The sequence below is a fragment of the Acinetobacter schindleri genome (assembly GCF_010918895.1).
In the GTDB taxonomy this organism is placed as follows: domain Bacteria; phylum Pseudomonadota; class Gammaproteobacteria; order Pseudomonadales; family Moraxellaceae; genus Acinetobacter; species Acinetobacter schindleri.
In genome coordinates this window covers 560,639-575,647 of the sequence record NZ_CP044483.1, presented here as the reverse complement: position 1 = coordinate 575,647, position 15,009 = coordinate 560,639, and the positions used below count along the sequence as shown (strand labels likewise).

Sequence of the window (15,009 nt, the reverse complement as noted above, 5' to 3'; positions counted from 1 at the left end):
CATGTTTCTCACACACCCATTTTCATTATAAGTCTGCATATTGATTCTTTAGTAAATCCTTACTTTTGTTTTGGCAAAAGAAACAAAACTATTTTGTAATGACTGCAAGTATATCCCTATACCTCAGCCTTACGGCAACATCTATATTGTCTAACCGATCTGCTCATACGTAAGCATTAAAAAGAAGGCGGTAACTCTCAATCCTTGCCTCCCTCTCCTTTTACAAAGAAGGAGGATTTTTATTGCATAAAAAAATCGCACTCAATTGCTTGAATACGATTTTTAAATCCTCCCAACCCTCCTTTTTCAAAGGAGGGTTATTCCCTCTTTCGTAAAGAGGGTTAGGGAGATTATTTACATCTCAACCATTTCCACGCCATCAATACCTGCAACGGTCATCAAGTCTTTATCACCACGACCTGAAACAGTGGCAATGATGATCTGGTCTTTAGACATCGTTGGAGCAAGTTTGGTTACGTATGCCATCGCATGTGAGCTTTCTAGCGCAGGAATAATACCTTCGATCTTGGTAAGATCACGGAAACCTTGTAATGCTTCTTCATCATTGATCGGTACGTATTTCACGCGATCCATATCTTTCAGGAAGCTGTGTTCCGGTCCAACACCCGGATAATCCAGACCCGCAGAAATCGAATGCGTTTCGATAATCTGACCTTGTTCGTCAGACATCAGATAAGTACGGTTACCGTGTAGCACACCGACATGACCAGCATTCAATGGTGCAGAATGCTTACCACTTTCGATACCATGACCTGCTGCTTCAACGCCATACATTTTCACATCTTGATCATTCAGGAATGGATAGAACAAACCCATCGCATTTGAACCGCCACCGACACAAGCAACCAGAGCATCCGGAAGACGACCCGCCTGTTCCAGAATCTGACGGCGTGCTTCACGACCAATAATCGATTGGAAATCACGAACCAGTTGCGGATACGGGTGTGGGCCTGCTACCGTCCCGATTGCATAATATGTAGTATCAACATTTGTCACCCAATCGCGCATTGCTTCGTTCATGGCATCTTTCAAAGTTTTAGAGCCACTTTCTACTGCAACAACTTTTGCACCCAACAAACGCATACGATACACGTTCATGGCCTGACGTTTTACATCATCTGCGCCCATATATACAACACATTCAAGACCCAAACGTGCTGCGATGGTTGCTGTTGCAACGCCATGCTGACCTGCACCAGTTTCCGCAATAATACGTTTTTTACCAGACAGTTTTGCCAGCAGCGCCTGACCAATCGTGTTATTTACTTTATGCGAACCTGTATGGTTCAAGTCTTCACGTTTCAAGTAAATTTGCGCACCACCCAACTCTTTCGACCATCGTTCAGCATGATAAAGCGGACTTGGACGACCTACGTAGTAAGCGAGGTCACGGTCGAATTCTGCCAAAAACTGTTCGTCATTTTTCATACGGAAATACAGCTTCTCCAGGTCTTCCAGAGCTGCCATAAGAGTTTCTGACACAAAACGCCCGCCATGAATACCGAAATGCCCTTTTGCATCAGGGAATTGGGTATAGTCAATCACATTATTTTGCTGATCCACGTAGGACTCCTTGCATAAAGCGTTCGATGAGTTGTTGGTCTTTAATACCTTTTGCGGACTCGACACCGCCGCTCACATCCACCGCATACGCATGTGTGGTGAGAATTGCCTGTTCGATATTGTCAGGATTTAATCCCCCTGCCAAGATCAAAGGAATATTGAGTTTAGGGAAAGTGGTCCAGTCAAAACTATGCCCAGTTCCACCTTTTAAATCTGGATGCCATGCGTCTAACAATACTGCACTTGCGCCTGCATCCTGATATTTTTGAATTTCAGCTACTACATCCAGACCGCATTTGACCTGAATGGCTTTGTACCAACGGCGTCCAACCTGTCTGGCAATCGACTGACACTGCTCTGGTGTTTCATCACCATGAAATTGCAGGATATCCAGCGGCACAGTTTTTAAAATAGTCTGAATTTCATCGGCACTGCTATTTACGAATAATCCCACTGCCTGTACATAGGCAGGAACTGTCTGAATCAGTATTTCAGCCTGCGCTAAAGTCACACTACGCGGACTCGGCGGATAAAATACAAATCCAATCGCATCACAGCCTGCATTGACTACAGCATGTACATCTTCAACTCGGGTAATTCCACAAATTTTGGCACGGGTTCGCATATTGATTTGGCTCGAAAATTTCCTCAATGTCATAGCCGATCTATAAAATTGAGCAAATCATTGTAAAGCAATTTTTATAGCTTGCGTAAAGTTCGATCTGATATTTATTTATTCAGATTGTTTAAATGACATGCTCGACTTATACTGCGCTCAACTTGCAACAAGTCAAAGCTTTCTGCTTTAGGGAAGCTGGTGTAAATCCAGCACTGCCCCCGCAACGGTAAAAAATGAAACGTCAATCAGTTTAAACCTCAGGTTTACACCACTGCATATAATGATATAGAGATGTGGGAAGGTGGATTGGCAGCATGGCAACGGCCCTGCACATTTAAGTCCGGATACCTGCTTGTTGTGTTCTTTAACTCAATCATTCACGGGGAGTGAATGTATGGAGCACATATCATGACTATTCAATTTCAGCCTGCTGCTTTAGCGGGTTCGATCGCACTTGCGTTGGGTTTCGCATCTTCTGTTTATGCTGCAGAGCAAAGAGTAGCGAAAGTGGCTTTAGATACGATTGTCGTTACGGCTACACGTTCTGAGGAAAAAATTGAAAATGTGCCAGCGCGAATTTCGATTATTGAGCCACAAGTCCTTGAGCAATCTCCTATAGCCTCATTTCCTGAGCTTTTAAAATCAGAAGCTTCAGCAAATATTGTCCAATTAGGTGACTTGGGACAGCAATCCTCAATTTTTCTTCGGGGTACAAACTCGACTCAAACGCTAGTTCTACGGGATGGTGTCCGCTTAAATACCGCAACTACAGGTGCTGCAAGTATTCCTTTCCTTGATACGACCGATATCAAGCAAATTGAAATTCTCAAAGGCCCAGCATCTGTACTTTATGGAACAGATGCTATTGGTGGTGTGATACAACTCATTTCGAAAACGCCTGAAAAAACAAGTGCATTTGTTACTGGAGAAATCGGCGAAAATAAAACTTATAAATCATTGGTAGGCGCTGATCTGGCCGAAGACGGACTTTATGCCCAAATCCGTGGTCAACGCTTAGAAACAGATGGAACAGCAGTTAAAGAAATTAAAAATAACCCTAAAGCTGCTTTCGAACAAAAAGGCTATAGTGCCAAAATTGGTGTAGATAAAGATGCTTACGGTCTGTCTTTAGACTACAGCCAAAATGAAGGCAACAGCCAATATGATAATTTTGGTGCTTTGACCGATCAGGATTTCAAAAATGAAATTATTAACCTGAAAGGTCATATTCAAGTCCAGCCTTCTATTGAACTAAATGCACGATTATCTCAGTTCAAAGATGATCTGTATCAAAATGATCCTAATTACCTTGGCGAACTTGATTATGTATTAAGTAAAACTCAGGAAGCTGAACTATACGGTAAATGGCAAATCACCCCTCACCAAAATATTTTACTTGGTTCCACTTTCCAGAATATTAAAGGTGACGTTTTATCATATGGCAAAAAATATGATACCGACGTAGATTCTCAAGGTTATTACATTCAACACCAATACAATCATTCTGGCTTAAACACACAGGTTGGCCTTCGTATTGAAGATCATGAACAATATGGTACTCATACAATAGGACAGGCTGCTGTTCGCTATCAGATTCTGCCACTAACTAGTATTTATACAAATATCGGTACAGCTTTCCGTTCACCCACATTGAATGAGCTATATAGTTCATCTGGCAATCCGGATTTAAAACCGGAAGAAAGTATTTCTTATGAAATCGGTTTAGATCAAAAACTTACTTATGGGTTTAGTAGTGGTATTTCCCTATATCGAAATCAAGTAGATCATTTAATTGATGCGACTGGTGCAACGGGTTATAAATTTAAAAACTTGGACAAGGCGACATTTGAGGGTACTGAAGTTTACCTGAAATGGGCTGGCGAACATCTTTATGCGAATGCAACATACAATTATGTACGGGCCCAAGATGATTCCACAAATGAAGATTTGAGCCGTCGCCCTCGTCAAAAAGCAGCATTTACGACTGGTTGGCAGGAACCAACTTTTGGTTTTTCTACTACCCTGACTGCTAACTCATCTTCTGATAATAGCGCATACGATAATGTCCGTATTCCAGGTCATTTCAATATTGATATGCATGGTTATTACAACGTTAATGAAGCTGTGAAGTTATTTGCTAATATTCAAAATGTGGGTGATAGCAAATATCGTACAGCTTATGGTAGCGGCAGTTACTACATTAACGGCGGCCGCCTTGCCTCTGCCGGTGTAACTTTCAAATACTAATTTCATCCAGCTTGAACAAATACTTTTGAGGATAATGTCATGCCTGTGGCATTATCCTTTTTAAATTGAGATATCAAAATTTTAAGGAAATTACATGGGCCACCGTTTAAGTAAAATCTATACCCGTACCGGCGATTCAGGAACTACAGGTCTCGGTGATGGTTCACGCGTTGCCAAGGATGATTTACGTATCACCGCTTTGGGTGATGTTGATGAACTCAACGCAACCATTGGTGTATTACGCTCCCAGATCAGCATAAGTCCAATTGAAGATAAAGCGACTTGGGACAAATCACTTAGCCTGATCCAGCACTGGTTGTTTGATTTGGGTGGTGAGGTCTGTATTCCCGGTTTTAACTTGGTTCAACCGGTATCTATTGATTTTTTAGAAAATGATATTGACCGCATGAATGAAGCCTTACCAATGCTGAAAGACTTTATTTTGCCAGCAGGTTCATTGTCTTGTAGCTATGCCCATCAGGCACGCGCTGTTTGCCGTCGAGCTGAGCGCAGTGTCATGTCTGTACATAGTCGTGACCAGAATATTCAGGCAACCTCACTTCAACTACTTAACCGCCTATCAGACTGGTTATTTGTAGCTTCACGTACCTTACAACGTGCTGAAGGTGGTTCTGAAGTACTATGGCAGAAAAATATCAATGAAACTATTGATCAATAAAACCGCTAAAACTTATTAAACTCCACAGAAAAATCTGCGTCGACGATCTTTGCAATAAAGTTCCAATGGCGCAGAATATCGTCATTGTTCCGTCATAATTATTCGACATCATGTATTTATCTTTATTTTTTCAGGTTATCGCAACATGCGTATAATCGGCCATCGTGGTGCGCGTGGGGAAGCACCAGAAAACACCCTCGGTGGATTTCAATATATTCAGGAAATCGGGATTCGCGCGGTTGAGTTTGACGTACGTCAACTTAAAGACAATGTCTTGATTATTATGCATGATGATGATTTTGTACGTACCACAGGCCAGCAAAAGCATCTCTATGAATGCAACCGTGAAGAACTGTCTCCATATAATCATGCCGTACAATGGTCTGAATGGAATCAGGTTGAACCAACTCCTCTTTTAAATCAGACTTTAAATGTCATTCAGAACTTTGATCATATCGAAGTCGAAATCAAAGAAGTGGCTTCCGAAGCTGCCGCGGAACAAATCATCCTGGAATTACAGCAACAACTCCAGGGCTTTGAACATTCAGCTATTATCACCAGTTTTGATGCCAAAATTCATGCTGCACTGCAACAACAAAAATCACAGTTTAAGCGTGGTTTATTGATTGAAACTGATGTAAAACATAAAGCCATTGATCAGGCACTTGAACTGGGTTGTTGTCAGATTGGCTGGATGAATGAATTGGCCAACAAAGAAATGATTAAGGCAACTCAAACTGCCCAACTGAATATCAGTGTATGGACAGTCAACGATATTGAGCGTGCCAAAGAATTACGTGATTTAGGTGTACAAGGTTTAATCACTGATTATCCTAAACTTATGCTGCAACAACTCTAAAGATAATAAATTTTTTGTTTTCTCCACCTCTTAGATTTAAGAGGTTTTCTTTTAATTGTCAGATAGTGAAAAGCTGAGTAAACATATTGCTATACATCTGTATCTAATCTTATTAACAGTGTACTCATTATGGAGAGCTTCCATGAAAGTACGGACCTGATGGTCATGACTGATGATACATTTTTAGAACGATTTATTGCGACCTTATGTTTATATGACTAATACTGATACACGCATGAACTAAATAGAAATTTTCTGCTTCGTAACAGGTCAAATTCTTAATTTTGATGGTTAAAAACTGCACCTTATCACAGCTTAAAAATGTCACATTTCGTTTTAATTATTCTGTTACTCATAAGTACAATACACCTGTGCAATAAAGCTAGTGCCACCCTATTGCCCATGTTAATATGCATAAGTTCAATCCCCTATAAAGCTTAGAGGATTTGGCCTTTTAGATATACCTTCCTAGGTTCAGAAACATCTTCTTCCTAGGTTCCAGGAGTGCTGTTGGAGATGAATGCTCCCCTACCTCAAGCCCCAATTAACTGGGTCGCTGTATTTGCTTTGGTTGCATTACCAATCGTAGCTGTCATTGCGATCCCGTTGTATGCGTATCACCATGATTTCAGTCTTGCTGCCTGGATCAGTATGTTTGTTTTACTTGGCGTTAGTAGCCTTGGTATTACAGCGGGTTACCATCGTCTTTGGGCACATCGTGCTTATGAAGCGACTTTACCACTAAAAATCATTCTGATGATTATGGGTACATTTGCTGTACAAAACAGTATTTTGTACTGGGGCTCAGGTCACCGTACCCATCACCGCCATGTCGATGATGTCGAAAAAGATCCATACTCGATCAACAATGGTTTCTGGTATGCGCACCTAGGCTGGATGCTTCGTGATTATCCAGCAGCAGAACCGAACTACAAAAATGCACCTGACCTGCAGAATGACAAAGTCGTGATGTTCCAGCATAAGTACTATGTACCGCTGGTGATTGCTGTGCATGCTGCGATTCTGCTTCCTATTGGCTGGGCAGTAGGCGATGTCTGGGGTGTATTGTTACTCGGTGGTCTACTTCGTCTGATTCTGAGCCATCACGTGACTTTCTTCATTAACTCATTGTGTCACATGTGGGGTTCACGTCCATATACCGATGAAAATACAGCACGTGATAACTTCTGGTTAGCAATTGCCACCTGGGGTGAGGGTTATCATAATTACCATCACATTTTCCAGTACGATTACCGTAATGGGGTGAAATGGTGGCAGTATGATCCAACAAAATGGTTGATCTGGACCTGCTCTAAACTGGGTCTGGCAAAAAACCTACGCCGTATTCCAAGCTTTAACATCAAGAAAGCTGAGCTGGCAATGAAGTTTAAATATGCCGAGCAAGATCTTGCCGTGTATGGTCATGATGTTAATGAAGACATTGCCAATGTCAAAAGCAAGATTGCTCTTGAATATGATGCTTTCACACAAACCCTGAATGACTGGGCTAAGCTAAAAGAAAAAGAAATTCAAGTGAAAAAGGCAGCAGTTGCTGAAAGAATCCATCAGATGGATGACAAGTTGAAGATGGAATTCCAGCTGGTGGAGCAACGCCTGTCTCATCACCGTGAAACTCTGAATTTACTGGTTCGTAACCTGAAAAAAACGCCAGTATCTGAATAATTTAGATACTGTACAAATGCTCCGAATTCGGGGCATTTTTTATTTATAGCTGGTCAAAAATGATCAACAGTTTTCGTTATCATTCTTTGTTATAGTGAACTAAACATACGTTAAATCTGATTGCTATGCACTTTAATGCCCGTTATAACACGCTCTCTTCCCGCCTCTATCATCATCAACAACCGGTTCCATTAAAAGGACCTAAAGCAGGTCATTTCAATGAGGCTTTGGCTGATCGGCTGCAGTGGTCGGAACAGGACAAAGCTGAATGGATAGAAATTTGTAGTGGTCAGAAAACTTTTGCTGAATTTGAACCCCTCGCAATGGTATATGCCGGGCATCAGTTCGGCCAATGGGCGGGACAGCTCGGTGATGGACGCGGTCTATTGATTGCGCAAATTCTAGATAAAAATAATCAGACTATTGATCTACATTTAAAAGGTGCTGGATCTACACCATATTCCCGCATGGGCGATGGTCGTGCTGTATTACGTTCAGTTATTCGTGAATATCTTGCAGGCCATGCCCTAAACTGTTTAGGCATTGCTTCCAGTAATGCTGTTGGTTTTACCTCCTCTGCTCAAGGGATTCAGCGTGAAAAACTTGAACCTGGCGCGATGATGCTACGGACTTCCGAGTGTCATATTCGTTTTGGTCATTTTGAATGGATTAATCAGTATCAACCTGATCTTTTGAGTGAATTTGCCCAGAAATGTATTGAGTGGCATTATCCAGAATGTCTTGAAGCAGAGCAGCCGATTCTGGCGTGTGCTACAAAAGTCATTCAACGTACGGCTGTGATGATTGCGAAGTGGCAACTGGTCGGCTTTGCTCATGGCGTCATGAATACCGACAACCTGAATATCACCGGTTCTACACTGGACTTTGGTCCTTATGGATTTATGGAGCGTTTCCGCCCGAACTGGATCAATAACCACTCGGATTATCAAGGGCGTTATACCTATCAACAGCAACCAAGTATTGCTCACTGGAATCTATGGCAATGGCTGAATAATCTTGTACCACTCTGCCCTACTGACTATGACAGGGAACAATGGAAGCAGGATTTAGCCGCTTGTTTAGAGCATTACGAGCCGACTTTTCTGGAGCACTATAAACTCGGTCTAAATCAAAAAATGGGCTTGCCAGGTTTTCACAAAGACAGTTTTGATTGTGCCATGGCATTCCTGCGTATCTTGCAATCTGAGCAATTGGACTACACGCAAAACTTTATCCGTTTGCAGAATAAAGAGTATGACGTCATTAAGGATGATTGTTTAGACCGTCGTGCTTTTGAAAGTTTCTTGAGCCAGTATGAAACTATTCGCGAGTTTCAAGATACCACTGAGCTGGATACGCAAATGACTAAAGCCAATCCACATTATATTTTGCGTAATCATATGGCCCAGAAAGCCATCGAGCTTGCTGAAGCAGATGACTTCTCAGAAGTAGATCGCCTGTTCAAGTTACTTGGCCAGCCATTTACCAAGCAATCAGAACTCGAACAGCCTGAAGATTTAGGCCCTTTACCAAGTGATGTCCCAGAAGTCATGGTGAGTTGTTCATCTTAATTTATTCACAACTTTCCACTAAGCTGTGGATAATATTTAAATTATCCACAACTTTTCTTTAAATTATTCAAAGCTTATGACCTTGCACCCAATAGCATCTGAAAATCACACTCTCTCCATGAGGTCAGTTGTACCCAATCGTTCAGTGAGAGCAGTGATGTATACAGTTAAGCTGAAAATTGAATATAGAAAAATACTACGAGATATTTACCCTTATATCCGCATCAGTTGGCATATGAATAAAAAACATTAAATTATAGGATTGGAAGAGCCAAATCTCGATGCATCTCCAATCAAAGAGTTGATAAAAAACTCTTATCAACAGATGGCTTTCAATTTATCTCGAGTGAAACAGAAAGATATTGAACTATTGAAGCAGATCAAATTATCCACCTTCTAAAAAATTATTTATTATCTCTTATATTATTATTTCTATTTTATTAATTATTTAAATTTATAACTGAGCTTATTATTTTAATAAAATAATTAACAGACTTAACCTAGTAAATTTAAATATATAGTTAGACATCTCAGAATATATACACAACTCCTATTTTTCTTCTCTCTATATTTTTTATGCGTAAAATAATGAGATTGAATTGTCGTTCTCTGTAATTAAAAAATACAGATTAACAACTAACTCTTCATTTTCTAATAATAAAAATAAAAACTGGTATTACTATTTTTAAATTCAGTCACATAATATCCCTTCTGTATTTAACTTTTAGCTCCTACCTTAGTACAGGCAAATTAACCTTTGCTGAAAAAAATAATTTAAAGGAAGGAAAACATGGCAACTCAAGATAATGATAACGATACTTCAAATCGCGGATTTGCAAGTATGGACTCCGAAAGACAACGAGAAATAGCAAGTCAAGGCGGTCGAGCTGCCCATGCCAGTGGAAATGCTCACGAATTTAGCTCTGAAGAAGCCAGAGAAGCAGGACGTGCGGCTCATCGAAGCGGTAATGCACATGAATTTACCTCAGAAGAAGCCCGTGAAGCTGGTAGCCGTAGTCATTCAGGACGCCGCAGCAGCTATGACGACGAAGATGACGATCGCGATCGTTCCAGCGGTCGAGGTCGCAGCCGTGATGACGACGAAGATGACGATCGCGGTCGTTCCAGCGGTCGAGGTCGTGGCCGCAGCCGTGATGACGACGATGATGATGACGATCGTGGCCACTCAAATGGTCGAGGCCGTAGTCGTAACCGTGATGACGATGATGATGACGATCGCGGTCGCTCAAGTGGTCGTGGACGTGGCCGTAGCCGTGATGATGATGATGATGATGATGACGATCGTGGCCGCTCAAATGGTCGAGGCCGTGGTCGTAACCATGATGACGATGATGATGACGATCGCGGTCGTTCCAGCAGTCGAGGTCGTGGACGCAGCCGTGATGACGACGATGATGATGACGATCGTGGCCGCTCAAATGGTCGAGGCCGTGGTCGTAACCGTGATGACGACGATGATGACGATCGCGGCCGTTCAAGTGGTCGTGGACGCAGTCGCGCCCGTGATGACGATGATGATGACGATCGTGGCCGCTCAAATGTTCGTGGACGTGGCCGTAGCCGTGATGACGACGATGATGATCGCGGTCGTTCCGGTGGTCGAGGTCGTGGTCGCAGCCGTGATGACGATGATGATGACGATCGCGGTCGTTCCAGCAGTCGAGGTCGTGGACGCAGCCGTGATGACGACGATGATGATAATCGTGGCCGTTCAAGTAATCGTGGACGTGGTCGCAGCCGTGATGACGATGATGATGATCGCGGTCGTTCCAGCAGTCGAGGTCGTGGTCGCAGCCGTGATGACGACGATGATGATGACGATCGTGGTCGTTCCAGCGGTCGAGGCCGTGGCCGTAGCCGTGATGACGACGATGATGACGATCGTGGTCGCTCAGGTGGTCGTGGACGCAGTCGCAGCCGTGATGATGATGACGATCGCGGTCGTTCGGGAGGTCGAGGCGGAAGAAATACCCCGCCACGCGATGACCGAGGTCGCTTCACTTCCAGGTAAATTATTTGGGAGCAACCGGAAAGATATAGATGAAAGGTTTATATTTTTCTAAAAAGAAAAACATTTTGAATTTCTTATAAGTTTAAAGCGAGCAGATTAGTCTGCTCGCTTTTTATATGATTTATTTACATGCTATTTTATTGAGTACGCTCTGGCGGATTTTCTATCCATCGGGAACTCGATGCCAATTGCATTAAAGCTTTCGCTGCTTTTGCGACAAACATCGAAACCTCGTCATCTACTTCCTCATTGTTGCTATAAAGCGGGAAAGTACCAGGCTGGTTTTGAATCACAATGTCATCAATAATCCAGCCACGATATGCATTATAGTACTGATCGACAGTATCGAATTTAAACCGGATTTTAACATTGGATTGCCCCGCATATTCATCTAAAGAAATAGCTTCTTGCTGGGCAAATTGAGGTGCAAGGTTAAAGCCAAAGTTTGAGAATGGAATTGACCAGCGGTTATAATCTGTTTGCGGATCAGACAGCGGATTTAATCGCGCCAGTTTTTTAAATTCCCCTCCATTCACTGAAACTTCCACATCCATGGCATCATACCCTCTGCTACTTGGATTTACTGATTCAATTTCCCACCAGGTTTTAAAACTTAAGCTGATTGGTTTTTGTGTAGTGCTCAGGTCAATTACTGGTGAAGTCAGTGTTCCATAATACGCCTGTGCTGACGTTCCACCATTCAGTCTTGTTTCTACTGGCTGCCCTTCCTCGGTTAAAAGACTGGCTTCTTTATTTAAGAAACTACCTGCAACACCATTGCCATACCAATATGCATAATTGCCTTGAGCAGGATCTGGCAGTTTGCCATTACTGCTATCATCTGGTGCCAAGGTCACTAAACGATTCACATCTTTATTGATAATCTTGTGATTTTTTTGCAGTAAAGACCATTTTGTTTCTTCAACTGTAGAGGCATTTTCCCATTCATCTCGGGTAGCAGAGTCTTCTTCAAAAGTTTCCTGCCAAATACTGGTCGTAGCTTCAGTATTTTGTATCAAGGTAAATTGACTACCCCCTGAAATAGAGGACGTCACTGCAACCTGCTTTGTTAAACTTATATACCCGGGTGCGCTGATCATAAGCGTTGCATTTTTTAAGGTATCGCCAAGCTCATCAGATACATTAAAAGCTAGACTGAAATATCCTTTCGTATCAGTTAATGCTGTAACGAATGCGCCATTGGTAGCCGCACCACCTGATAATGAAACCTGTGCATTTGCCAAAGGCTGACCTTGCACCAGAACTTGCCCTGATAGTGTCCCAATAATTGCTTCATTTACCGGATGAATCGTTCCACATTCAGCATTATTACAAGTTAAAGGCACGTTGATCGACAATTCCTTATTGGTATTTGTCGGGTGAATAATGAATGGCACGATTGCAGTTTCAGAATGCTTTCTGACCAAAATATAGTAAATACCTGGTGCTAAATGAACTGAACCAGAAACACCCAAATGGTCTGTTGTATATTCTCGTGCCGAGGAGAAATCACTAATCACCGGAAGACGGTCATACTGGACAAAGAGACTGTGATCAACCGTATTATTATCAGAAATACTGGTGACGTTATTACTCCATTGTGCAGCTGATAAAATTCGAATGTCAGCATCTGCAAGCGCCAGATGACTTGCATCAGTAATGATTAATCTTTCTACTCCATTTGCTGGCGTGACGGTTTCTTCCGGGGTCGTTTGAGATGGTGGTGTAGAGTTACCAGAACTGCCTGAATCTGAACCACAGCCAGTCATTATCATTCCCGTAGAGGCAAGCAGCATTGTTGCTATAATATTGAGTTTCATGAGTAAAATCCTTATTAAAATAATAAATTAATTCTTATAATTCGCCTTTTAATAGGTATTTATTTTTATTATTAAGAAGCCTAAAAAATATATAACAAATCCATAGAAAATAAAAATATAAATTATTTCAAACCCAATTATTCAAAAAGTATTTATTAATATAAAATTCTATTTTATTAATTCAATCAACCCCTCAATTAAATTATCTTTTAATACTTATTTTTTTCATAAGAATATTTATAATTAGTTACCAGATTTACCCTTAATAAGAATTATATCACCTTGTTTTAAATAGAATATGGATAAATCAATTTATTCCAACTTCAATTATTCAAGCAAATATAAATCACATTATTATTTTCTACTAAAGCATGAAAAAAGGCACATAAAAATGGGCTCTAATGAACCCATTTTTAAAAGAATAAAAAATTTAAGTTTTCTTGGCCTGTAATATTTTGAAAAGAATAAATAATATTACAATCCACACTGGCAACATCAGTACTGACAACATGAAACCTTGATCCCACATGATATAGAGCACTGTCAGCATAAAGGCTAAAACCAGATAGTTACTCAGGGGTGAAAACAATGCAGGGAATTTAGTTTGTACAGTTTGGAGACGAATGGCTTGCTTAAATTTAAGATGAATCAGTGTGATCATGATCCAGTTCAGTACCGCTGCTGCCACCACAATATAAATCAGATAGCTTAGGGCTTTTTCAGGTACAAAATAGTTTAATAAAACACAGCCAAAAATCAGTAATGCTGAGAATAGCACCGCTAGTACTGGAATTCCTCGTGCATTCACCTTCTTAAAGGCTTTTGGAGCATTACCCTGCTCTGCCAGGCCTAATAGCATTCTGCTATTGGCATACATCCCGCTATTACACACCGACAGCGAGGCTGTCAAAATAATAAAATTTAATAAGTGGGCGGCCCAATCAATACCCATCAGATTAAAAATCATCACGAATGGACTATGCTCTAAATCACCTAAGTTCAGCTGATTCCACGGCACAAGTGATAATAGAATTGCAAGTGAACAGATATAAAATAGAAATACACGAATTACAGTTTGATTTACAGCTTTTGGAATATTCTGATCCGGATTTTCAGTTTCCGCAGCAGCCATACTGATCAGCTCAATCCCGCCAAATGCAAACATCATAAAGGCCAGCATATAAAACAGTCCTTCAAAGCCATTCGGGAAGAAACCACCATGTGCCCATAAGTTCGTTATTGAAGCAGTAGAATCAACATCAGCAGTGACTAGTAAATAAATCCCAAATAAAATCATCGCGACAATCGCAAGGACTTTTATCATTGATAACCAGAATTCAGATTCGCCATAAATCTTTACATTGGTCAAATTCATGCCAGTGACCAGAATAAAGAAAAATAAAACCGAAACCCATGCAGGAATTTCTGGCCACCAGTAATTGATATATTTACCAACCGCAGTCAGCTCAGTCATCGCTACCAGAATATACAGAATCCAGTAATTCCAGCCTGTTAAAAATCCTGGAAACTTCCCCCAATGTTTAAAGGCGAAATAGCTAAATGAACCGGTTACAGGTTCATGTACAATCATTTCACCGAGTTGGCGCATAATCAGGAAAGCAATCAAACCGCCCATCAGATAACCCAAAATAATGGATGGACCAGCAGACTGAATAATATGAGCTGAACCTAGAAATAGACCGGTACCAATCGCACCGCCCATGGCAATCAGCTGGATATGACGATTCTTCAAACGGCGTTGAAGCTGCGGTGTTTCACTCTCCAAAACATATTCTCATAATGAATAAAAAAATAGGATTGTACCGAGTCTAGTGCCAATCAGCTAACTCATAAATTTAAGTGATTAGTTCTTAAACTTTTATTTTTTATTTAAGAAGGTTTCTTTCATCAAATT

10 protein-coding genes and 1 riboswitch are annotated in these 15,009 nt (G+C 41.2%); of the genes, 6 read left to right on the top strand and 4 right to left on the bottom strand.

Annotated features, from left to right (window positions below):
- Positions 1–354: 354 nt before the first annotated feature.
- Both trpB and FSC11_RS02870 read right to left on the bottom strand, forming a co-directional pair.
- Entirely contained in the window at positions 355–1,584 is a 1,230-nt protein-coding gene (gene trpB, locus FSC11_RS02875; RefSeq protein ID WP_004816119.1) for a tryptophan synthase subunit beta, read from the bottom strand.
- Positions 1,568–2,209 (bottom strand): phosphoribosylanthranilate isomerase, encoded by a 642-nt coding sequence (locus tag FSC11_RS02870; protein WP_253170761.1) that lies wholly within the window; start codon positions 2,207–2,209, stop codon positions 1,568–1,570. The genes trpB and FSC11_RS02870 overlap by 17 nt, the downstream gene beginning before the upstream one ends.
- 145 nt (positions 2,210–2,354) lie before the next feature.
- A riboswitch (cobalamin riboswitch) is annotated at positions 2,355–2,573 on the top strand.
- Positions 2,574–2,611: 38 nt separating this feature from the next.
- On the opposite strand from FSC11_RS02870, the gene FSC11_RS02865 reads away from it, so the two are divergent.
- The 6 genes from FSC11_RS02865 to FSC11_RS02840 all read left to right on the top strand — a co-directional run bounded on the left by FSC11_RS02865 (position 2,612) and on the right by FSC11_RS02840 (position 11,274).
- Complete coding sequence (locus FSC11_RS02865; RefSeq protein ID WP_163165043.1) at positions 2,612–4,450, top strand: TonB-dependent receptor plug domain-containing protein; 1,839 nt, start codon at positions 2,612–2,614, stop codon at positions 4,448–4,450.
- Positions 4,451–4,544: 94 nt separating this feature from the next.
- Positions 4,545–5,129: a cob(I)yrinic acid a,c-diamide adenosyltransferase gene (locus FSC11_RS02860; protein ID WP_004816112.1), complete on the top strand. Its 585-nt coding sequence runs from the start codon at positions 4,545–4,547 to the stop codon at positions 5,127–5,129.
- A gap of 145 nt (positions 5,130–5,274) precedes the next feature.
- Entirely contained in the window at positions 5,275–5,988 is a 714-nt protein-coding gene (locus tag FSC11_RS02855) for a glycerophosphodiester phosphodiesterase (protein ID WP_163165041.1), read from the top strand.
- 516 nt (positions 5,989–6,504) lie between these two features.
- Positions 6,505–7,671, top strand: coding sequence for an acyl-CoA desaturase (locus FSC11_RS02850; RefSeq protein WP_163165039.1), 1,167 nt, complete (start codon positions 6,505–6,507; stop codon positions 7,669–7,671).
- Positions 7,672–7,796: 125 nt separating this feature from the next.
- Positions 7,797–9,242 (top strand): protein adenylyltransferase SelO, encoded by a 1,446-nt coding sequence (locus tag FSC11_RS02845; RefSeq protein WP_163165037.1) that lies wholly within the window; start codon positions 7,797–7,799, stop codon positions 9,240–9,242.
- A 790-nt stretch (positions 9,243–10,032) separates the two neighbouring features.
- Positions 10,033–11,274, top strand: a complete 1,242-nt coding sequence (locus tag FSC11_RS02840) for a KGG domain-containing protein (protein WP_205681852.1) — start codon at positions 10,033–10,035, stop codon at positions 11,272–11,274.
- Between the two features lie 137 nt (positions 11,275–11,411).
- On the opposite strand, the gene FSC11_RS02835 is transcribed toward FSC11_RS02840, so the two are convergent.
- Both FSC11_RS02835 and FSC11_RS02830 read right to left on the bottom strand, forming a co-directional pair.
- On the bottom strand, positions 11,412–13,094 hold the full coding sequence (locus FSC11_RS02835; RefSeq protein ID WP_163165035.1) for a carboxypeptidase-like regulatory domain-containing protein: 1,683 nt from the start codon (positions 13,092–13,094) through the stop codon (positions 11,412–11,414).
- Positions 13,095–13,524: 430 nt separating this feature from the next.
- Positions 13,525–14,880: an amino acid permease gene (locus FSC11_RS02830; RefSeq protein WP_163165033.1), complete on the bottom strand. Its 1,356-nt coding sequence runs from the start codon at positions 14,878–14,880 to the stop codon at positions 13,525–13,527.
- Between the last annotated feature and the right edge of the window lie 129 nt (positions 14,881–15,009).